The organism is Shewanella seohaensis, assembly GCF_023283775.1.
Classification (GTDB): domain Bacteria; phylum Pseudomonadota; class Gammaproteobacteria; order Enterobacterales; family Shewanellaceae; genus Shewanella; species Shewanella seohaensis.
In genome coordinates this window covers 195,874-216,931 of record NZ_JAKILE010000001.1, presented here as the reverse complement: position 1 = coordinate 216,931, position 21,058 = coordinate 195,874, and the positions used below count along the sequence as shown (strand labels likewise).

General features: G+C 48.4%; 17 protein-coding genes. 10 read left to right on the top strand and 7 right to left on the bottom strand.

Annotated elements, in window-relative coordinates:
* Positions 1-116 precede the first annotated feature (116 nt).
* The 5 genes from L2713_RS00965 to L2713_RS00945 all read left to right on the top strand — a co-directional run bounded on the left by L2713_RS00965 (position 117) and on the right by L2713_RS00945 (position 5,582).
* Positions 117-551, top strand: coding sequence for a CidA/LrgA family protein (locus L2713_RS00965; protein ID WP_089068356.1), 435 nt, complete (start codon positions 117-119; stop codon positions 549-551).
* Positions 551-1,285: an LrgB family protein gene (locus L2713_RS00960; RefSeq protein WP_011625367.1), complete on the top strand. Its 735-nt coding sequence runs from the start codon at positions 551-553 to the stop codon at positions 1,283-1,285. The genes L2713_RS00965 and L2713_RS00960 overlap by 1 nt, the downstream gene beginning before the upstream one ends.
* 184 nt (positions 1,286-1,469) lie before the next feature.
* Complete coding sequence (locus L2713_RS00955) at positions 1,470-1,946, top strand: GNAT family N-acetyltransferase (RefSeq protein ID WP_011716022.1); 477 nt, start codon at positions 1,470-1,472, stop codon at positions 1,944-1,946.
* A gap of 227 nt (positions 1,947-2,173) precedes the next feature.
* Entirely contained in the window at positions 2,174-3,649 is a 1,476-nt protein-coding gene (locus L2713_RS00950; RefSeq protein ID WP_011716023.1) for a carbon starvation CstA family protein, read from the top strand.
* Between the two features lie 256 nt (positions 3,650-3,905).
* Complete coding sequence (locus L2713_RS00945; RefSeq protein ID WP_181382198.1) at positions 3,906-5,582, top strand: OpgD/OpgG family glucan biosynthesis protein; 1,677 nt, start codon at positions 3,906-3,908, stop codon at positions 5,580-5,582.
* Between the two features lie 87 nt (positions 5,583-5,669).
* Here the strand turns inward: L2713_RS00945 and L2713_RS00940 are convergent, their stop codons facing one another.
* Positions 5,670-6,386: a type 1 glutamine amidotransferase gene (locus tag L2713_RS00940; protein WP_248966552.1), complete on the bottom strand. Its 717-nt coding sequence runs from the start codon at positions 6,384-6,386 to the stop codon at positions 5,670-5,672.
* Positions 6,387-6,469: 83 nt separating this feature from the next.
* Here L2713_RS00940 and L2713_RS00935 point away from each other — a divergent pair, with 83 nt between their 5' ends.
* A complete protein-coding gene (locus tag L2713_RS00935; protein WP_248966551.1) occupies positions 6,470-7,285 on the top strand; it encodes a helix-turn-helix domain-containing protein in 816 nt (271 codons plus the stop codon).
* A gap of 249 nt (positions 7,286-7,534) precedes the next feature.
* Entirely contained in the window at positions 7,535-9,004 is a 1,470-nt protein-coding gene (locus tag L2713_RS00930) for an inorganic phosphate transporter (RefSeq protein ID WP_248966550.1), read from the top strand.
* A 9-nt stretch (positions 9,005-9,013) separates the two neighbouring features.
* Here L2713_RS00930 and L2713_RS00925 read toward each other — a convergent pair whose 3' ends face one another.
* Positions 9,014-9,907: a DUF72 domain-containing protein gene (locus L2713_RS00925; protein WP_248966758.1), complete on the bottom strand. Its 894-nt coding sequence runs from the start codon at positions 9,905-9,907 to the stop codon at positions 9,014-9,016.
* A 101-nt stretch (positions 9,908-10,008) separates the two neighbouring features.
* Between L2713_RS00925 and L2713_RS20500 the strand changes: the two genes are divergently transcribed.
* On the top strand, positions 10,009-10,140 hold the full coding sequence (locus tag L2713_RS20500) for a hypothetical protein (protein ID WP_262251224.1): 132 nt from the start codon (positions 10,009-10,011) through the stop codon (positions 10,138-10,140).
* 112 nt (positions 10,141-10,252) lie between these two features.
* Positions 10,253-11,701, top strand: coding sequence for a sensor domain-containing protein (locus L2713_RS00920; protein ID WP_248966549.1), 1,449 nt, complete (start codon positions 10,253-10,255; stop codon positions 11,699-11,701).
* Positions 11,702-11,794: 93 nt separating this feature from the next.
* Here the strand turns inward: L2713_RS00920 and L2713_RS00915 are convergent, their stop codons facing one another.
* Complete coding sequence (locus L2713_RS00915) at positions 11,795-13,687, bottom strand: methyl-accepting chemotaxis protein (RefSeq protein WP_248966548.1); 1,893 nt, start codon at positions 13,685-13,687, stop codon at positions 11,795-11,797.
* Between the two features lie 288 nt (positions 13,688-13,975).
* Between L2713_RS00915 and L2713_RS00910 the strand changes: the two genes are divergently transcribed.
* Positions 13,976-15,508 (top strand): EAL domain-containing protein, encoded by a 1,533-nt coding sequence (locus L2713_RS00910; RefSeq protein WP_248966547.1) that lies wholly within the window; start codon positions 13,976-13,978, stop codon positions 15,506-15,508.
* Between the two features lie 46 nt (positions 15,509-15,554).
* Here L2713_RS00910 and pepN read toward each other — a convergent pair whose 3' ends face one another.
* The 4 genes from pepN to def form a co-directional block, all read right to left on the bottom strand.
* Entirely contained in the window at positions 15,555-18,188 is a 2,634-nt protein-coding gene (gene pepN, locus L2713_RS00905; protein WP_248966546.1) for an aminopeptidase N, read from the bottom strand.
* 241 nt (positions 18,189-18,429) lie between these two features.
* Positions 18,430-19,023, bottom strand: coding sequence for a penicillin-binding protein activator LpoB (gene lpoB, locus L2713_RS00900; RefSeq protein ID WP_007645693.1), 594 nt, complete (start codon positions 19,021-19,023; stop codon positions 18,430-18,432).
* 67 nt (positions 19,024-19,090) lie between these two features.
* Complete coding sequence (locus tag L2713_RS00895) at positions 19,091-20,491, bottom strand: COG3014 family protein (protein ID WP_248966545.1); 1,401 nt, start codon at positions 20,489-20,491, stop codon at positions 19,091-19,093.
* The gene (gene def / locus L2713_RS00890) at positions 20,488-21,033 is read right to left on the bottom strand and encodes a peptide deformylase (protein WP_248966544.1); all 546 of its coding nucleotides are present in this window, start codon (positions 21,031-21,033) and stop codon (positions 20,488-20,490) included. The genes L2713_RS00895 and def overlap by 4 nt, the downstream gene beginning before the upstream one ends.
* Positions 21,034-21,058: the final 25 nt, after the last annotated feature.

Sequence of the window (21,058 nt, the reverse complement as noted above, 5' to 3'; positions counted from 1 at the left end):
GCCTCGATAATACATTCTTAAAATTCATGGATTACATGCTTAATATTCATTTTTTTTATTGAATAGGCAAGCCTAAAATATTCCCATAGCAACTTTAGTGTAAATCGAGAAACCGCATGTCTTTCCTGCAAGCCGCAATACGTCGATGCCGTCATGGGGCTTTATTGTTAACTCAAATAGGCCTCTTTTGTTTATTGTCTTTCGCCTGCCATTGGTTCGCCACTTGGGCGCATTTACCTGTGCCTGGTAGTGTATTGGGTTTAGGTATCTTACTGATTTTACTCGCGACTAAGTTAATCCCTGAAAACGCGGTGCAGCTTGGTGCCGCTTGGTTGATTGGTGAGTTGCTGCTGTTTTTTATTCCGCCAGTGATCTCTGTTATCAAGTACGAAGGCCTATTTGAGCAATATGGGGTGAATATTCTCTTCACCTTAGTCATGGGCAGTGTGTGCGTGATGGTGGGCACGGGATTTGTGGTTGACCGAGTATTTCGTTTCGAGCGTCAACTCAATATCAAAAAGCATGCACGTCGCCATGCTAAGGCCGCCTAATGTCGAGCCTTAACTTAAGCCCTGCAGCGATTTCTGAATTACTGTTTTCGCAGACGGGATTGGCACTTATCAGCTTGTTATTAACGCTATTCTGTTACTTTGCGGCTAAGCGTTTATATAGGTTCCACCGTGTGTGGTGGTTGGCGCCGATTGTACTTGCACCCGTGGTGATTACGCTCTTGGTGTTTAATCTCGACATTCCACTACCGACTTATTTTGAATACACCCATTGGTTAATGGCGATGTTAGCACCAGCGACGATCGCATTTGCCTTGCCGATTTATCGGGAGCGTAAACTCATTCGCCAATATCCGCTGACCATTGCCCTTGGGGTGATAGCGGGATTGTTGCTGGGCATGATTTCTAGCTGGCTGTTAGTGAAATTTGTGCCGCTACCGGTCGAGCTGTCTAAGAGCTTGTTGGTGCGTTCGGTATCTACGCCCTTTGCGATGGAGGCGACAAGCGCCTTTGGCGGTGTGCCAGAACTGACCGCCATGATGGTGCTCATCACCGGCATTATCGGCATGTTGGTATGTGAGCCGCTGTTCAAGTTGATGCACATTCGTACGTCTTTAGGTAAAGGCGTGGCATTGGGCGCTTCGGCCCACGGTGCGGGCGCCGCAAAAGCCAGTGAGTTAGGCCAGCAAGAGGGGGTTATTGCCAGTTTGACCATGATTTTTATCGGGATTGCTATGGTGCTGGGCGCGCCCGTATTTGCCGTGATCTTCAGTTAGTGTTCGAGAGTGATGTGCTGAATTTGCGTTAACCCTCTCTACCTTAATGTGATTTTGTCAGTTTTAATGATGTTGTTTTGCCTCTTAGGGCGCTAACCTCTGCTTGGGTTATGCGCCCATTTTTTTAGCTGGCGGCGAATCTCGAAATAGAATCACACTAAATTAAATCGAATAGGGATATAGGATGGATAAGCAAACACGGGTATCGAATGTGACATTGAGGCCCATAGGGCAAGACGATCTGGAGTTGATCTTCACCCATCAACAGGATCCGATAGCGTCCCAATTGGCGCAATTTCCTTCGCGGGATCGTGAGGCGTTTTACCTTCATTGGCAGCAAAATATCCTCGGACAGGCGTCGGTACTGGCACGGGGAATAGAAGTCGATGGCTTGCTGGTTGGCAATATTGGCCATTGGCATATGGATGGTCAGGCGATGATTGGTTACTGGATTGACCGCGCATTTTGGGGGCGCGGGGTGGCAACCTTAACCTTAAGCGCATTTTTACCTTTAGTGACCTCAAGGCCGCTTTTTGCCCATGTAGCACAGCATAATCTTGCGTCCCAGCGGGTGTTGCTGCGCCATGGGTTTGTAAAGATGGACAGACTCATTCAAGAGGCTGACGATGTGGCACCTTTGTTGGAGTTTGTGCTGCGCTGATGCTTAAACCGTCACGCTAACCAAAGGCTTAAAGCCCTTAACATGAGATTTTGGCATATTGGGAGCCGATATATTATTTAATAAATCTATTTAGATACACGTGTTTTATCGTAAATTTAGATTTATCAACCCGACTTTAGTCTAGTACCTGATGGCTTGACCTCATTGGCTAACTCAATGAAACTCTCCATTTAATCACCTCCTACTAAAGTATGGATAATTAAATAATGTTTATTTTCTTCTTATGCCTTGCGCTCTTAGTGCTGGCATACAAGTTTTATAGCCCATTTGTTGAGCGCCAAGCAGGGATTGATCCTAAAGCGCAAACTCCCCAAGCAAGATTCGAAGACGGCGTGGATTATGTGCCCGTTCACCCCGCTAAAGCGTTTTTGATCCAATTCTTAAACGTTGCCGGTGTCGGCCCGATTTTTGGTCCTATCCTAGGTGCTTTATATGGTCCAGTCGCCTTACTCTGGATTGTGTTAGGTAACATTATTGGTGGTGCGGTACACGACTATTTCTCGGGCGTGTTAAGCATTAAAGAAGACGGTAAGAGCCTGCCAGAAATCGCCGGTCACTACTTTAATGTCTACTTTAAAGGCGTGATGCTGCTGTTTACTGCGATGTTACTGTTCTTCGTGGGCGTGGTGTTTATCATGAGCCCAGCGGGTCTGTTAAGTAACCTCGACTATTTTAAAGATACCATTTTTGGCAATAACACCTTCTGGGTGTTAGTGATTTTGGCTTATTACTTCTTAGCCACTATGCTGCCAATCGATAAGATCATCACTAAGCTGTATCCCGCTTTTGGTCTGTTGATGATCGTTATGACCACTTCGATTGCGGTTGCTCTGCTGATCAGCGCGCCACAGTTACCCGAAATGGGCGATGTGTTTGCTTACTTCAACCACAGCCATTACAACAATGAGTTACTCGAGCCTAACCCAGACGGTTTACCGATTTGGCCATTGCTGTTTGTGACTATTACCTGTGGTGCAATCAGTGGTTTCCACTCGACTCAAGCACCTATTATGGCGCGCTGCCTGACCAACGAGAAATACGTTCGCCCGGTTTACTATGGCGCTATGGTGGCTGAAGGTGTTGTGGCTTGCGTGTGGGCAACTGCGGGTATTGCGGCCTTCCCAGGTGGTTATGTTGAGCTTAAGAGCTTACTCGACCAAGGTGGTCCAGGCCTGGTCGTTAACCAAGTGGCTACTAGCTATCTTGGTGTATTAGGCGGTGTAATGGCAATTATTGCGGTGGCTGTATTCCCTATTACCTCGGGTGATACTGCATTTAGATCGCTGCGTCTCACCATTATCGACGCCTTTAACATCCCACAGAGTATGCGTAATCGCTTGCTGGTGGCAGCGCCTATCCTGACGATCGCTTACTTTATGACTAAGATCGACTTCTCCTTGATCTGGCGTTATTTCGCCTTCTCAAACATGCTGTTATCGACAAGCGTGCTGTGGTTGGCGACTAAGTACCTGTTCGATAGAGGCAGCTTCCATTGGATTGTGAGTTTGCCTGCGATTGCCGGAACCTGTGTGACCATCTCTTACATCATGACGGCGGGTATTGGTTTAGGTTTGCCTCAATCTCTGAGTCAACCCGTGGGGATTGCGGTCGGCGTAGTGTGTTTAGTGGCCTTGATTATTGCCCATAACAAACGTAAAACAGTGCTGGATACAAACTCTTAACCTCATCGGTTTTATGACTGCTAAGGGCTGCATTTTGCAGCCCTTTTTAATACTATTTTCATAAACTGGCGTCAGTATTGAATATTGTCAATGTGACATATTCCATTGCGTCGAAATTATGTTAGATTCTGGCGAACTGATGGAGATAGAGGTATGGTTATCACTGTCATCAACAGTTCTCCACAGGGCAGTCACTGCAATATTGCTTACTTTTGCAGAGAAGTGTCAGGAAGTTACACCAAATCAGAGTCTGCTTATGCAACCCAATTTATTTCCCGAACAAAGACATTTTAATCGTGAGCCGATGGTGATGCCGTCGGTGGAAGCTCAGTCTACCCGTAGCCGTTTACAACGCATGGTGGGCAGTGTGCTACTCACCTGCAGCGTGTTGTTAAGCTTATCTGCTTGTGCAGCGGGTAAGGCAAGTGCCCCGCAGGAAGAAGAGTTTAGCTACGCCTGGTTGAAAGGCTATGCCCATACGCTGGCGGCTGAGTCCTATGTGAGCCATAAGGGCGAGTTGCCAAAAAGCTTACAGGGCATGAGCTGGGATGATTACCAGCAGTTCCATTTCAAGAAAAAAGCCGCCCTGTGGCGTGAGGATGATTCGGAGTTTCGCGCCGAGTTATTCCACTTAGGTCTGTACTTCGATACGCCTGTGCATATTTACCAATTGGAAAATGGCAAGGCAAAGCTGATCGAATATTCGTCTTCCATGTTCGATTACGGTAAATCCAAGGTAAAGGGTAGCCAGCTACCAAAAGACCTAGGTTTTGCTGGGTTTAGAATGCAGTTTAATACCGACTGGCAGCGTGACGTGGTCGCCTTCTTAGGTGCCAGCTATTTCCGCGCCGTAGGTCAGGAAATGCAATATGGTCTATCTGCCCGTGGTTTAGCGGTAGACACTGCGCTGCCTAAGCCTGAAGAATTCCCTATGTTTACCCGTTTCTGGTTAGAGAAACCACAACCGGGTTCTAATATTGCGACTGTGTACGCTCTGTTAGATTCACCAAGTGTGACAGGGGCTTACCGTTTTGATATCGAGCCGGGTGAGCGTTTAAAAATGAAGGTCGATGCGGCGATTTACCCGCGTAAGGCCATCGAACGTTTAGGCGTTGCACCACTGACCAGTATGTACATGGTGGGTGAAAACGATCGCCGCACCGGTTACGACTGGCGTCAAGAGATCCACGATTCAGACGGTCTTGCCATGCACACGGGGAACGGTGAATGGATTTGGCGTCCGCTGGGTAACCCAAGCAACCTGCGTTTCAATGCCTATAGCGATGAGAATCCAAAGGGCTTTGGTTTAATGCAGCGCGACCGTAACTTCGACCATTATCAAGATGATGGCGTGTTCTACGAGAAGCGTCCAAGCCTGTGGATTGAGCCTACTGGCAACTGGGGTAAAGGTTCGGTGCAGTTAGTGGAAATTCCAACACTGGATGAAACCTTCGACAATATCGTGGCGTTTTGGAACCCAGCAGAGCCTATTCAGCCAGGTCAAGAGTTGCTCTACAGCTACAACATGTACTGGGGCGGTATTCCACCCGTGCAGTCACCCCGTGCCCGCGTAGTCGATACCTTTACCGGTATTGGTGGTGTGGTTGGTCAAAAGCGTAAGTACTATAGCAAGCGCTTTGTGATTGATTTTGCTGGTGGTTCCTTACCTATGCTGGGTAAAGATACCCAAGTGAAAGCGGTGATTTCGACCTCTCAGGGTCGTGTGGAAATCGAATCTGCTCGCCCACAACATGCGATCAACGGTTACCGCGCTATGTTTGACCTAGTGCCGCCAGAAGACAGCGTTGAGCCGATTAACCTCAGAGTTTACTTAGAGGTAGATGGTCAGCCATTAACTGAGACCTGGATGTACCAGTGGACACCACCACCAGTGAACGAGCGTGAATTGCATAACGCCGGTCATCTGCAGTAAGCCGTGACTCAGTTTTAAATCTTAAAACGCCAGCCCTGTGCTGGCGTTTTTGTTTTGGCCTTAGCTACTTTTTACTCAGTATGGTGTTTATACCGCTTGATAGGCTAAGACTAGATTATCTAAAAAATGCCCCAGCAACTGATTCATCTGAGTCGTTGATTGCTCCAGGATGAACTCAGGACTTTGAATGTATGACATGGTATGCATATTGGAAAAAGCCTGTTCTTGGGCAATGAGTGGCGTCAATTGACTACTGATAAATTCAAGATGGCATTGGAATCCATAAACTAAATTTGTGTAACGTACAATTTGCCGTGGGCAAGCTTCACTGGTGGCGAGTACTTCGCTATTGGGAGTGAGGCCTGGCATGTCGTTATGCCAGTGGCCGACTATTTCGGTTGTCGAAAATGTCTTAAGGTTAATATCATTTTTACCTGCTGCCGTTAGCTCTATGGGGAAATAACCAATCTCGGCATGTGGGCTCTTTTGATAATGGGCGCCTAATGCTTCGCCAATTAATTGTGCGCCAAGGCAAACCCCCACAACGGCTTTATTTGTTTGAATAGCTTGTCTGATAAGTCTTTGTTCTGCTTGACTATCAAAATATGGCCAATCGCTTTGGCATGTGGCGGGAGACTGAGGGCCTCCGAGGATAATTAACAGATCAAAACCATCAGTATCTTCGGGGAGGGCTTCACCTAGATAGACTCTGCTAAAGCTCATTTTGTAGTTTTTGCTGGCGGCCCAATCACTAAAATATCCTGGACCTTCATAGCTTTCATGAATAATGCAATGAATCTGCATTGAGTTTTCCTGTGTCTTTTATGAGATTACGCTATGCTACAATTCTTTTATTTGGCCGAATAACGTCATATGGACAAGTAATAATGTTAAGTCGCCAACCTGATTCGATTAACACTATTATTGAGCAAGCACCTAATATGCCTTGCTTTGTAAAAACGATTGAGATGCAGAAGGGGTATGTGGATGTTTTACATAAGCACTGTTGGCATCAGCTTATTCTTCCGCTTCAAGGCCTGTTACAGACAGAAGCAAATGGGGCACTGTTCTTAGTTCCCCATACCACAGCGCTTTTTGTGCCAGCAGGGGTGATACATGAGTCTGTTGCGATTACTGATACTTGTTTTATTGGTGTCTATCTGAATCCTATGTGTGGTCGAGATTATGGCGCCACGATAAAACCGGTCGCTATGAGTGCTTTTCTAAGGGAATTAGTGTTAACGATCAGAAAACAATGTGTTTTTAATACCCAAATGAATGTTGAACCAATAGCTCTGCCGGCAATACAGCGTTTGCTTGAGGTGTTATACGATCAAATTAATAGTGCAGAGGGACAGACTTTTAAGTTATTGATACCGCAAGATAGGCGCCTAAAATTGATTTTTGAGCACTTAACTCAAACGCCAGCTTTAGATTTATCTTTAGCGAAATGGGGTGAGATGGTTGGGGCATCGGAACGAACATTGTCGAGGCTATTTGTTAGGGAGTTTGGTTCTTCCTTCGGATTATGGCGCCAACATTTACGGTTGATCTATTCGCTATCACTATTGGCCACTGACCTGTCAATACAGAATGTGGCACACCAAATTGGTTATCAAAATGATTCATCCTATATCAAAGCTTTCAAGGAGCGTTTTGGGATGACGCCACAACGATTTCGGTTAGGCGATCATGGGATATAACGCTATTACGACTTATGGTGCAGAATACTCTATTTAGTTGGCATTTATTAAATTGAATCAATATTTTGAGTATTTTTTGCGGCCTGAATGTTCATTGGCACCGAATAAAATCAAGCCAGTGTTAAATGCAAGCCTGACACGGAGTTATTGAGGACTGATTCACTTTTTGCAAATCTAAATAATTTTTCACTGTCAAAGAGGCCAACCTTAGGCGTAATCTGTGGCGTCCTCGTTATAGGTTAGCGATTCATGTTTGAGATATTGACTTCTATCGGCCTGGGTTGGTCGGTAGCTTTAGTGCTAGCGGTGTTATTTGTGCTGGCCTACGAATTTATCAATGGTTTCCACGATACCGCCAATGCTGTTGCCACAGTCATCTACACCAAGGCAATGCCTGCCAACCTCGCGGTGATTTCTTCAGCCCTGTTCAACTTTGCCGGAGTGCTGCTCGGCGGACTTGGCGTCGCCTACGCCATAGTGCATTTGCTGCCCGTCGATTCTTTACTGGGAATGGATTCAACCCAAGGGCTGTTGATGGTGTTCTCACTGCTCTTTTCGGCCATTATTTGGAACTTAGGGACTTGGTATTTTGGCATTCCTGCCTCCAGTTCCCATACCCTGATTGGCTCGATTATGGGTGTTGGCGGCGCGTTCGCCTGGATACACAATGAACCTGTACTGCATGGCATCAACCTCACCAAAGCCACGCAGATTATGCTGTCGTTGATCATTTCGCCCACACTGGGGTTTGTGCTGGCGGGGATACTGTTATTGCTAATGAAGTTTGTGTGGCAAAAGCACAAGATCCACCGCACCCCCGATGAACAATTTCAGATTAATGGCAAACGCCATCCGCCGTTCTGGGCGCGCGTCAGTTTGATTGCCTCGGCCATGGGGGTGAGCTTTGCCCACGGTTCTAACGATGGCCAAAAGGGCATTGGCTTAGTGATGCTGGTACTGATCTGTATGGCGCCAGCGTATTTTGCCCTTGACATGAGTAGCCAATCCTATGATTTGGCGAGAACACAGGATGCTAACCGCCGCATTATGGCTATCTACAGTCGCAATCAAGCTGTGATTAGCGATCAGGTGGATGTTAAAGCACAAGTGAATGTGACTGACACTTTACTGAGCCACTGCTCGGCGCAAACCGTATTACCGGCCATGTCGCTGCTCGATCGCCGTTTAGATAAGGCCAGCAGTTTTCAAGAGATGAGTGTCGAAGAACGTCGTGAAGTGCGCCGCTTGCTGCTGTGTATCGATGATACTGCGCGCAAAGTGGCAAAATTAGACTTACCCGCCAAGGAGTTAACATCACTCAATAAATGGCGTAAGGACTTAACTAAGTCAACCGAATACGCGCCTTTGTGGGTGATCGTAGCCATTGCGACGGCCTTGGGCTGTGGCACCTTAGTGGGTTGGCGCCGCATTGTTTATACGGTCGGTGAGAAGATAGGCTCCTCGGGGATGACCTACAGCCAAGGGATTGCGGCGCAGGTGACGGCGGCGGCATCGATTGGGATCGCCAGCGTGACGGGTATGCCGGTTTCAACCACCCATATTCTGTCTTCGGCGGTGGCGGGCACTATGGTGGCCAATCGCTCAGGCTTACAAAGCCAAACCATTAAGCAGATCTTATTAGCTTGGGTGCTGACACTGCCGATTACCATGCTCTTATCTGCATTGGTTTTTATTACTGCTAACGCGCTCTGGGGTTAACGGTATTCTTTACCACGTCAGTTGCATCTGCGCGGCAGACTCTGCCAACGCTTTGTGCAACTGAATAGTGGGCAAGCTGACCTCATCGGCCAGTTGTTGCTGCAACTGCTGGTATAAACGTACCGCTAATTCGGGCGCGGTCTGGTTATCGGGCGTATGGATAAACAGATAGGGCTCACGGCCTTCTTTTATCCAGAGTGCGAGTTGCCTTAGCCAGTTGTTAAAAAAGCTATCGTTATTCTTTACCTGCAATTTATCGTTACTCGCTGCTAAGGCTTCAATCGTGCCATCCGTTTGGCCAATAAAACGCACCACGGGCGCATGGGCGGTCGCGATAGCGTGAACGGGCACCTGTGGTTTTTTCTTATGGGCATCGATAATGGCCTCGTTAGCGGGCGGCAGGGCAAACAGTGGCCGACTGTCCATGATAATGCGATTGGCTTGTCTGTCCATCAACAGGCGATTTAGTGCTCGCTCTGCGTCTCCCTTGGCAAAAAAGGCTAAATGGCGAACCTCTACGCCATAACTTAAGCCTTGCGGTAAAAGATCAAAAAAACCTGCTAGCACCGGCAGCTGTTCGGGGCCGAAGGAAGCGGGAAGCTGAATTTTCCACAAGCCGGTTTTTTCAACCAAGGGTGACATCACTTGGAAGAAGGCCAATAACTCCTGCTGACAATCCTGCAACTGCTTTTGATGGGTGATGGTTTGTGGCAGTTTGAAGGTAAAGCGAAAATCATCGGGAGTGGCGCTGTGCCAATTCTTCACTGTTTGCGCATTTGGCGTCGCGTAAAAGCTGGTATTGCCTTCCACTGTGTTGAAGATGCTGGCATAGCGGGCAAGTCTTTCAGCCTGTTTAGTGCTTGAACCATAAACACTTTCTTGCCAATGGTTATGCGACCACATGGCAAGCCCGAGACGTAAATGTCGCGCGCTATGGGGAGGGGACTGGAACGACGTCAAATATACTCCTACTTAACTGGCTAAACACTGGAATGAGGTTTAAGTTGGCGACTCATGCCATCGCCCTTGGGGTATTGTGCTTAAATCGGTTTGTGTCCGTCAAATCCACCGCTGGTTTTTATCATTATGCGGGCGCAATTGCGCTGGATTTAGCTTGGAACTGTCATGGTAATTAACCTACTCTAATAGTATGTTATTCTGTGTTTTGGACTTTAACGGCGGGGATTTCCCCGGTTTGTTAATGGGCCTTGTGACGTAAATGAACCCTCGGCATAGTTGGAGAGTTGTGTGAAAAACGATGGTTATACTTCCCTAAGCCAATTTGTTGATTTGTTATTAGATGCTATTTGCGTCGTCGATAAAACCGGGCGCTTCGAGTTTGTCAGTGCGGGCGCGGAGCGTATTTTTGGTTATACCCCAGATGAAATGCTGGGGATGCAGATGTTAGATCTTGTGTATCCAGAAGATAGAGAACGCACACTGGCCGCCGCCAATGACATTATGGCGGGCAGTTATAAGCTCGATTTTGAAAATCGTTATATTCGTAAAGATGGCTCGTTAGTCGACATTCTCTGGTCTGCCCGCTGGTCTGAGGATCGCCAGCAGCGGATTGCCGTCGCTCGCGATATCACTAAAAGCAAAGCCGCCGAGCGGCGTCAGGCTGCGCTTTATGAGATTTCTGAAGCGGTTCATGTTACCGAAGATCTCCTCGCCCTGTATCGACGCATTCACCAGATCCTGGCCAAACTGTTACCGACGGATAATTTTGCTATCGCGCTATATGATGCCGATCTTAATGAGTTAGATTTTCCCTATCGCGTGTTGGCGGGGGAGCAAAATCCGGCGCAATCCGCCAGTTTCGATCATTTTACCGAGCAAGTGATTCAAAGCGCAGAGTCTATGCTGCTTTGCCCCATGACTCGGCCTGTTTCTGAGGTTGAAAGTGAGCTTTGCTATTCGCAAGTCGGTCCGCAAAAAAATCAGCAAGATAACCCGAAAGCCATAAGTTGGCTTGGCGTGCCGCTAACATTGCAGAAGGGCATTATCGGGGCCTTGATTATGCACAGTACGCCTGATTCTAGGGCTTACACTCAGCAGGATTGTGAGTTACTGGAGTTTGTGTCGACCCAAGTCGCTTTTGCGATTGAGCGGCGGCAGATGTTGGCGCGTTTAGAGCATATTGCGCTTTATGACCAACTCACCCATTTGCCAAATCGTGAGTTGTTTTATGACAGATTCCAGAAGGCGCTATCGCGCGCGAATCGCGAGTCGAGCTATTTTTCCTTACTCTATTTGGACTTAGACAAGTTTAAATGGGTGAATGATACCTATGGCCATGGTGTGGGCGATCTCTTGCTACAAATCACCGCTCAGCGGATCTTGGGATGCGTGAGAAACTCGGATACGGTTGCCCGTTTTGGTGGCGATGAGTTTGTGATCCTGCTTGAACGTGTCGATTCGGCGCAGAATACCTTGCTCGTCGCCCAAAAGATCTTAGAGGTGCTTAACCAGCCCTTTGAGCTTGTGAATCAACAGGTCCATATTTTGCCGAGCATTGGGATTGCCCTCTATCCCGAGCATGGCAGGGATGAAAAACAACTGTTGTCCTGCGCCGATACGGCGATGTACAAGGCGAAGCGTAATGGCGGCAATCGGATTGAAATGGGTTATCAAGGCTTAAAGACCAGCTATTTCGAGCCCTTAATCCAACCCCATCGAGAGGCCTTAAAGCGCTAGTGTAATCTTTATAAAAAAATCCCCGATAAGCTCAAGATTATCGGGGATTTTTTATAGCGTGGTGATGCGTTAGGGCATAGGGCGTTGGCGCATTTATAGCTTAAAGCGGCCGACTTCCTGTTGCAGCGAGGCGGCTAAATGAGCCAATTCCTGCGCTTGTACCATAGAGCTTTGCGCCTCGATGGAGAGGTTTTCAGAGACTTCACGAATCGACTCGGTATTACGGTTAATTTCGCTGGTGACCGAGGTTTGTTCCTCTGCTGCGGTGGCAATCTGGCTCGCCATATCCGAGATCTCATTAATGGCTTTGCTGATCTGTAGCAGGCTCTCACTGGCCGAGTTGGCGTCGGCGACACTGGTTTCAGCCATATCATGGCTTTGAGTCATAGATTTAACCGCCTTACCCGCAGTTTGCTGTAAGGTTTCGATCATCGCCTGAATTTCTTGGGTCGAGGAGTGAGTGCGCTGCGACAATACGCGCACCTCGTCGGCCACCACCGCAAAGCCGCGACCTTGTTCACCGGCGCGGGCGGCTTCAATGGCGGCGTTTAACGCCAGCAAGTTGGTTTGTTCGGCAATGCCACTGATGGTGAGCAGGATGCTATTAATTTTTTGCGAGTGTTCGTTCAACTCGCTGATAATACGGCCCGCGGTCTCGACCTCATTGGCTAAGTTACGAATCGATTGCTGACTCTGCATCACTTGTTTTTGGCCGTGGTTCGATAGACCAACCGCGTCTTGTGCCGTTTGCGCGGTATGCTCTGCGTTGCTGGCAATCTCTTCGGTGGCGCTCGCCATCTCAGTGACAGCGGTCGCCACCATGGTGACTTCATCCTGCTGCACGGCGATGCGCTGGCTATTATCCGTGGCCGATGCACTGCTGCCCTGGGCTTGATATTCCAGTTGACCAGCAATCTTGTGCATTCTGGAGATCATGCCATGCAGGCGCTCGACGAAGCGGTTAAAGCCCGAGGCCAAGATACCAATCTCGTCGTGGCTGTTGGCGGTGTGTATTCTCATTGTTAGGTCGCCATCCCCTTCGGCAATATCATTGAGTGCCAAGGCTACGCGCTCTAGGTCTTTAAATTGAATTTTGAAGATAGCCACGAGAACCAAGCCGAAAAGGACCAGTAACGCAGCACCGACGGCGGACATCCACCAAGCGAGTGTGGTGGCCTGCGACATGATCTCCTCTTTGTTCATCACGAAAATCAACTCCCAATCGGTGGACGGGATTGCTGCCACATAAATGAGTTGAGTTTCGCCGTCGAGTTCACGCTCTTCTAAGGTATTGGCATTTGCCCGTTGGGATAACCAGCTGGGGGTAAAGTCTTTATCTATGGTGTTCAGCTGTTGATTGTTGAGCTGGCTATTGGGATGGCTGATGATAAGCCCTGTTTTGTCTACCATTAAGGTATAGCCTTTGCCTGGGACTTGAAGGCGCTGCACCGCATCGGTGAGTTGGTCTATGGTGAGGTTTGCAGCCGCCACCCCGAATAGGCTACCCGAGACCATGACTGGCTCGGCAATGGTCACCACTTGTTTTTTTAAGGTGGCGCTCACATAGGGCGCCGTCATCACCATTGCATTGGCGGCTTTGGCGTCCATATACCAAGGACGAACTCTGGGATCATAGTTAGCCGTGTTTAGCGCGGGATCTTGGCGGTACATGTTGCCTTGTTCATCGCCAAAATAGGTCAGCGCGAATCCCATGCCATTATGGGCTTGTAATAAATAGGGCGTGATCTGCACATTTGGATCGGCTTCAATGGTCTTTTTAAGACTGGTAATCGCCATTTTGCGATCTTGCATCCACAGGCCTATCCCTTCGGCAAAGGTGTTCGCCAGTTGATCAATTTCATGTTGGGTATTTTCTAAGGCGTTATTGCGGATGAAATAGCTTGAAATGCTTACCAGCACTGCAACAGTAATGAGAACGGCGAAAAGACTACTAAAGAGTAGGCGGGTTTTGAGTGTTGATCTCATATTTAATTCCTTTAAATTCCGTTAGCTGTCTAACGTCAATAGAGTATAGCGGCTGAAAGTGTGAAAGTATTAATTGATAAGTTGCCAATTTTTTAATGTGTTTAAATTGGCAGCACCTCGGATTGACTGTCATCTTGGTAAATTGGCGATATTGCCCAAATAGGAGTTTACTCCTGTAAGATGACTAATTTGATTTGTTGCACAGCTTTCATCGGATATAAGGCATACTCTGATATAACAGTAAGTTAGTACAAATCAGTGCTGATGAATGCAAATGAGCGGAATAATATGAAATGGAATTTTCCTCGCTGGAGCCTTAATCCCTGGTTACATACCTGCCTTATCTTTATTTTGCCCATACTGCTGGCATGTGCGATGCAACCTTGGTTGACCCGTTACAGTATGGAAAAAAGATTCAGCGATGATTTAGATATTATTGCGACTTCGTTTGCCAATGGACTCGATGGATTTGAAGCGACAAATGTCGCGCAGGCCTTCAGCGAATTATCTTTTACCTGCGATACCGACGATATCGCGCTGCTAAATAGCCCATCCTTAAGCCCCGCGATCGTTCGTTTTATTCAGTTAGAATTGGTAGACGGCAAGCAATGCTCCAATATAGGGCCTCCGGTTAATTATCAGTTCGACCGCTCTCGAAGTTTATATTTCGATTCACATCGAGTGGATATTGCCACGACAGTCGCGGCTAACGATAGGGCTCGCAGCATTGGTTATGTGTTCCATTTGGGCGAACAAAAGTTAGTCGTGCTCACCAATAGCTCTGTCTATAACGAAACCCTGTCAAATCTGTGCCTAGGTTGTTATCAACTATTGGTTGGTTATCAAGGCCTTTCTTCCCTAGAGCGGGGCGTCGAGCGGCTAGAAACAGAGAACGTATTAATTGAGGACTCTCGTTATATCAACGTATTAGGTGTGACCTTGACCTTAAGGGCGGGGGATACGCTTTACTGGCGAGAAGCCTCACACGTAGCCGTTGTGCTATTTGTGGTTGCCTTGATAGTGTCTTTCCTTGCGGTGATTTTTTATTGGAATTGGCAATCGGCGCGGGTGTCGCTGGGGATGCTTATCCAAAAAGGCATCAGCCGAAAAGAGTTTATTCCTTATTATCAACCGATTATCGATTGCCGCACCGGAGAGGTCGTCGGCCAAGAGATGTTAGTCCGCTGGCGCCGTTTCGATGGCGTGCTCGTTCAACCGAATCAGTTTATTCCCTACGCCGAAGATTCGGGCTTAATTTTGCCGATCACCGATCTTATCCTCGAGCAGGTATATCAGGACTTGCCTCAGCTTAAAGGCTGGGTCAGCGTTAATATCGTCGCCCAGCATCTCGAATCTGGGTTATTGAGCAAATGGTTCTCCAGCCATAGCGATCACAAGGTTAAGCGCATCGCCTTTGAGCTGACTGAGCGTAAGCCTATCACCCAATTTGAGTTAGCCCTCGCCGAGATAAAGGCGGTATTGCCCCTGTGCCATGATTTTAAACTCGATGATTTTGGGACAGGTTATGGTGGTTTTAGCTACTTACAGCGGCTAGGGATTAACAGCATAAAAATCGATAAGATGTTTACCGATACAATAGGCACGCAGGATTTAAAAGGCGAGGTACTCGATGCCATTATCGCCTTTGGCCGTGAGTCGCAGATGGATATGGTGGCCGAAGGCGTTGAAACTCAGGCACAAGTGGAGTACTTAGCTGCGAAAGGGGTTTATCAACATCAGGGATATTTTTACGCTAAACCTTTGGCGCTCGAAGAGTTGCTGCTGTTCTACCAAGAATTGCCTTCTCGGCGTATTGAGTAACGGGATAAAAAAGAGGCTCAATTGAGCCTCTTTTTATGAGCCATTATCAATGGGTCATTTTATTTTTGATCAGTACGCAACGTTGCTCGGTTTGGCGGGTTTCTAACAGCGTGCGGCGCGTTAGGTTAGATAATCCTGTTTGGGTATCTAATACCTTATCCAAGGCGGCAATACTGGTGTAGTTACAGTCGGTTGGGATAAGGTTGCGGCTGTAGCTACGCATAAACACTGGGCCTTTCTTATCCATGTCCGCCAAGTTAGCGAGGCGCTCTTCCGCGGTGGCCGCGCTTAGCAGTTTCTGTTCAGCAGGATAGAGGTTTTCCATGATGATCCGCTGTTTGGCAAACGGCAGGGCGTCGGCGTGCACTTTGCTCAACCAGCGGCGTTTGGCAGCGGCCTCTGGGCGGATAACCTGTGCGGCCAATGCGGCCTTTTCACCCGAATCCGAATTATCGCGGGCGGCTTCCTGGGTAATACGTTGCTGCGCATTTGGGAAGTCATAGCGATTCAGCTGAGTGATGATGGCCCAGCGGAGATCTTGGTCTAGGGTTAAGCCCTTGATTTTGGTTGTACCATCCAGCAATTGCGCTAAGTGGCGCAGACTGTCGCGATCGCCCGCTAACTGAATATAGGCATTGAACCAGCGGCGCTGGAAGTCATTATCGCCTCGGCTCTCCATGGTTTTGCGAAGGCTCATTTGCGCTAAGCCTTTGACCGCATTCTCAGCATAGTTTTGTTGAATCGGCGCGATTTGCGCGAGGTATTCTTTGCTGCGCAGCAGAGTCGAAATAATCTGGCCGACCACAGTGTAGTCATTTTCCGCTGGGGCGTTGACGAACACTGTGCTTAAGTATTGATCTAGGCTCAGGTTGCCTTCACGCACACTGTCCCACAGGCTTTGCCACAGCATAGAGCGCAGCAGGGGATCTGTGACTCGGCTTAACTGTTGCTTAGCGGTGTCGAAGGATTTGTCATCGAGTTGCACCTTTACAAAGCCCCAGTCATCGTAGTTGGGGTAAACTAAATCTGGACAACGTTCTCCGACCAATTGCTTTACCTCGGTGCGCTCACCCTTATAGGTGACGGCGACCGTGGTCTCATGCCTTAAATCGAAGCGTCCCTTAGTGAACAGGGCGATTTGGACTTTCTGCTCCCTGAGTGTCGGCAACTCGCTGCTCGCAGGATACTGCAACAGGCTAAAATCGCTGATGCGGTTACCGTCACAGCGGTATTCGGCCTTAATGGTGTTAACCCCTGCGCTGTAGAGCCAGTCTTTCGTCCAGGCGCTTAAGTCACGGCCCGCCGATTTAGCTAGGCTATTGATAAAGTCATCTAGCTCGGCATTTTGATAGCTGTATTGCTTTAAGTAGTTACTCACACCGCGCTGGAACACCAGATCGCCGAGTAAATGGCGCAACTGCTTGAGGGTCGAGGCGCCTTTTTGATAGGTAATCGCATCGATATTATCGAAGGCGTTTTGCGTGGTCGCCACGGGCACTTCGATAGGATGCGTGGTCACTAGGCTGTCTTGCTCATAGGCGCGTTGTTTGCCTTGGGCGTAAAAACTGCGCCAGGCATTGGTGAACTCGGTGGCCTCTTGGGTCGCGAGCGTGCCCATAAAGGAGGCAAAACTTTCGTTTAGCCACAAACCATTCCACCACTTCATGGTGACCAGATCGCCAAACCATTGGTGAGCCATTTCGTGCATGATAACGCCGGCTAAGCTTTGTTTTTGCTCTGCGGTCATAGCCGCTTTGTGGAGGAAACGATCTTCGGCGAAAGTGATGGCGCCAGCGTTTTCCATTGCGCCGTAGAGGAAATCAGGCACTAGAAGTTGGTCGTACTTTTTAAAGGGATAAGGAATACCGAAATAGGCATCAAAGAAGGTTAAGCCTTGTTTGGTATAGGTAAACCAATCCTCAGGCGTGACTTGGTTAGCCACCGATTGGCGCGCGAACAGGCGCATCGGATAGCGGCCAGAGTTGTCCTGCCACATATGGTACGGGCCGGCATGCATCGAGAAGTTATAAGGGCTTAACTTAGGCGTTTCAGGAAACTCCCAACGATTCATGGCCCCAGCTGGTGTGACTGAGGACTCGCGCATGGTACTGATCACTTGCCAGTCTTTCGGCGCGGTCACGCTGATTTTATAGTTGGCTTTCAAGTCGGGTTGGTCGAACACCGCAAACATTTGCTGCGCCGCAGCAGGTTCGAAGTGTGAATACAGGTAGACCTTGCCATCGACGGGATCTTGGAAACGGTGCAAGCCTTCACCATTGGTGCTGTGGAGGCGAGTAAATTGCACTTCAATGGTGTTGTCACCCGAGGACAGCAAACGAGTATTCAGGCTGATATAGGCGCCGTTGTAGTTGGGGTAAACCGCGGTGCCGTTGATCAAAAAGCGCTTAATTTGTGCCTTGTTCAAATCGAGGCTCAATTGCTTGGGCACTTCGCTGAGATTGAAGTTGACCTTAGTCGTTGCGCTAAACTCAGTGTCGCCAGTCAGTTGAAAATCCAGCTCATAATGCACATTCGAAATCACCTGTGAACGTAAGCTCGCCTGATATTGGCTGATATAGGGGCTTGCATCCCTTGGGCCCGTATTTAACGGACTTTGGACGGCGCACGACATGAGTGCCGAGCAGGTGATGGCAACTAGGCTGGCTTTGAACAAATTCACGACTTCAATCCTTCAACGATTTACTTTATTTATGGCTTGGATGCGGCGCAGGCTGGCAAGTTTAGGCTCTGTGGCCTAGCAAACTTATCCCCATTTGAAAGCGGCACCCATGCTGGGTATTTTGGGCGAGTACACTACCTTATTTAGCAGGGATAACCAATGTTAAAAATGTAAAAAAAAGCCAGCGAAAATGCTGGCTTTTTTTAAGTATTTCGGCTTTAGCCCATGGGGCTTAACGGGATTACATGCCTAAGAAAGACTTAGACTTAGTCTTACGGATTTCTTTTTCGTCAGACCATTCGATCAGGCCTGTTTCTAAGTCCATCAGACGCATAGTCATCTTGTAGTAAACGTCTTTGGTGCTGCCATCTTGCTTAACGATGCTAGACAGGTTGCCATACAGCATGTATTGGGCGCCGATTTGACGGCCAAACTTGATGGCGGTTGATGGGTCAACCATACCGGTATTGTTTTGGTAATCCAGTTGCTTACGAACTGAATCTACTTTTGTCATGTCGATAAAACGGAACTTGCCTGAGCGCAGTAACTTGTTGCTGATAGAGTCGGTCACAGACTCTGTATCGATATGCTCAGAGGTTTTGTTTTTGATGCTATCGACAAACAAAATTGGGCGGTTGTTCGCTGTCATAGCCACGATAGGGGGGAAAGTCATCATGCTATCGACCATCTTAGCAGCGATGGCTTGCAGATCCGTTGAGCCAAAGTTTTCGTTAACGGTTTCCACTTCTGTGGCATCGCCATACTCGACTTTCGATTGACATGCAGCCAGACCCATTACGGCAGCCAGCACAAAAATCAGTTTAAATTGTTTCATAGTCAGTTCCATTTTGTGATTGTAAAAACTTAATGACACTCGTTTTATTCAAACATTCACCGCTAGGTTAAATGATTATTGAATAAATTCGGGTGTAATTACCAGTATCAATTGCCCAGACCAAGGTGGTCTTGCCTGCGGCAACTTCAATTTTGGCAGGTGGTGCCTTGTCCAACTGCAGTGTGTATTCCCCGGGATTGAGGTAACGTCTGCCAATTTGCGCCTGTTTTGGCAGGGTCAACCAACTGCGGCGATCCGCCTGTTCGCTGACCACGTTAAAAATCTGCATGGCGATACTGCCAATATCGGCGGCATTGTTGCCGGGCTTACCGCTTTTTTCGACCTGATAGGCCATTTCCGATTTGGCATACACCCGCGCGACTTGGCGAACTAAGGTGCCGGGTAAATCTTCCTTGAGCGCGTTAATCGCTAAGGCATCGATATTGGCGATGGGCTCGGTTTTCAGCACTGTACCTAAGCCTTGTACTTGGGTCTCGGCGACAACACTATTGTTCGGCCCATAGGTGGCCAGAGACACGGTTTGCCAGTTGCCATGGATAGTGAAGGGCACTGTGAGCGCTTGTTTTTCAGGTACAAAGCCCTTTTCGACCATTAGGATGACTTGGCCTTCGCCCGCCTTGGGAAGCTTGGCATCGCCCCAGCGCTTTTTAAACTCATCGTACTGTGGCATGCCGAGTTGCTTGGCAAGACGCACTAAATCCTGTTGCAGATAAGTGTTATCCGGGCTGATTTGTGCCGCTTTACGATAGTCGATAAAGGCATCGTTTGGCTCGCCCAAAACCTCGTGGAGCAACCCTGTAGTGTAGTAGCTGTAGGCGTTGAGGAAGGAGCTGGTTACCGTACCTGCGGCTTGGCCGAGCTTATTCATTTCGGCATCTATAGTGCCATTGGCCATGGCCTGCACGGATTTTTGTGACTTCTGATAACGCTCCTGCTCAGAGCCTTGTAGCTCGTTACTGCGGCGAACTTCCACTAAGGCGCCTTGATAATCACCGCTGAACAGGTAATTCAAGGCTTGATATTGGTGCAGCATAATGCGCTCGTAGCCTGGGCCACGGTAGGGGATGGCATTATCGTTTAATACCAAGCTTGTGGCGGTTGCGCCTATGTCGCTGGCGCTAATCTTGGCTTTATCATCGAAGGCTGTATAGGCCTCGACCGCTTGCTGGTAGTACTTACGGCTGCTGGCAAAGTCTCCGGCAACCTGCGCCACGCGTCCCGCTTCTTGGGCGTAGAGTAGGCCATCGTTACCTTGGATATTGCTGGCTAATTTCTCGATATCCGCCATGGGCGTTGCGGTATTGAGTTCTTGTTTTATCGGTGCAATTTGTGCCGGATAATTGATAAAAATACTGTTATAGGCACAACCGCTCGAGCCTAAGATCGCGGCGAGCATCAGCGTACTGATAGTGGGTTTGATTAAAGAGTGAATGAAGGTGCTATTCATGCCTGTGGTTTACCTTCTCGCGCCATGTGTTTTTGTTCTGGCATTTGTGAACGCTCAAGCAAAGTGATCCCCTGAAGATGATCAAACTCATGTTGAAAAATACGTGCAATAAAACCTGTTAACTCAGAGCGTTGCCATCGTCCTGCCAGGTTTTGATAGCGCACCACTATCTGCTGGTGGCGCCAAATTGTAAACCGTTGTCCGGGAACCGATAAACAGCCTTCTTCACCGCTGACTAAATCCGCAGAGGCTGACAAGATCTCTGGGTTGACCACCACGACTGGGTCCATCAACGGCGCATCGGGGTAACGCTCGTTCGGCTGTGATGCCATGATAAACAGTGCCAGTGGGCTGTGCACTTGCGGTGCGGCAATGCCAACGCCTTTCGCGGCCACCATGCTCACAGCCATCTGCTCTGCTAATTGACTCAAGGCCGTATCGAAGTCGCGAACTTCAATGGCTTGCTCTTTTAAAATGGCTTCACCCACCACGGCAATAGGCAGTGGCTGACTGGGTGTGGGCGATATCGCATCTTTAAACATCGCATTCCTTGGATATTTATGGGCC

Excerpts from the sequence above, each read along its gene's own strand:
- L2713_RS00925 (WP_248966758.1), bottom strand. The coding sequence starts at position 9,907 with ATGTGGTCGCATAACCATTGGCAAGAAAGTGTTTATGGTTCAAGCACT.
- L2713_RS00915 (WP_248966548.1), bottom strand. The coding sequence starts at position 13,687 with ATGAGATCAACACTCAAAACCCGCCTACTCTTTAGTAGTCTTTTCGCC.
- L2713_RS00965 (WP_089068356.1), top strand. The coding sequence starts at position 117 with ATGTCTTTCCTGCAAGCCGCAATACGTCGATGCCGTCATGGGGCTTTA.
- lpoB (WP_007645693.1), bottom strand. The coding sequence starts at position 19,023 with ATGAAACAATTTAAACTGATTTTTGTGCTGGCTGCCGTAATGGGTCTG.
- L2713_RS00960 (WP_011625367.1), top strand. The coding sequence starts at position 551 with ATGTCGAGCCTTAACTTAAGCCCTGCAGCGATTTCTGAATTACTGTTT.
- def (WP_248966544.1), bottom strand. The coding sequence starts at position 21,033 with ATGTTTAAAGATGCGATATCGCCCACACCCAGTCAGCCACTGCCTATT.
- L2713_RS00940 (WP_248966552.1), bottom strand. The coding sequence starts at position 6,386 with ATGCAGATTCATTGCATTATTCATGAAAGCTATGAAGGTCCAGGATAT.
- L2713_RS00930 (WP_248966550.1), top strand. The coding sequence starts at position 7,535 with ATGTTTGAGATATTGACTTCTATCGGCCTGGGTTGGTCGGTAGCTTTA.
- L2713_RS00935 (WP_248966551.1), top strand. The coding sequence starts at position 6,470 with ATGTTAAGTCGCCAACCTGATTCGATTAACACTATTATTGAGCAAGCA.
- L2713_RS00950 (WP_011716023.1), top strand. The coding sequence starts at position 2,174 with ATGTTTATTTTCTTCTTATGCCTTGCGCTCTTAGTGCTGGCATACAAG.
- L2713_RS00895 (WP_248966545.1), bottom strand. The coding sequence starts at position 20,491 with ATGAATAGCACCTTCATTCACTCTTTAATCAAACCCACTATCAGTACG.
- L2713_RS00955 (WP_011716022.1), top strand. The coding sequence starts at position 1,470 with ATGGATAAGCAAACACGGGTATCGAATGTGACATTGAGGCCCATAGGG.
- L2713_RS00910 (WP_248966547.1), top strand. The coding sequence starts at position 13,976 with ATGAAATGGAATTTTCCTCGCTGGAGCCTTAATCCCTGGTTACATACC.
- L2713_RS00945 (WP_181382198.1), top strand. The coding sequence starts at position 3,906 with ATGCAACCCAATTTATTTCCCGAACAAAGACATTTTAATCGTGAGCCG.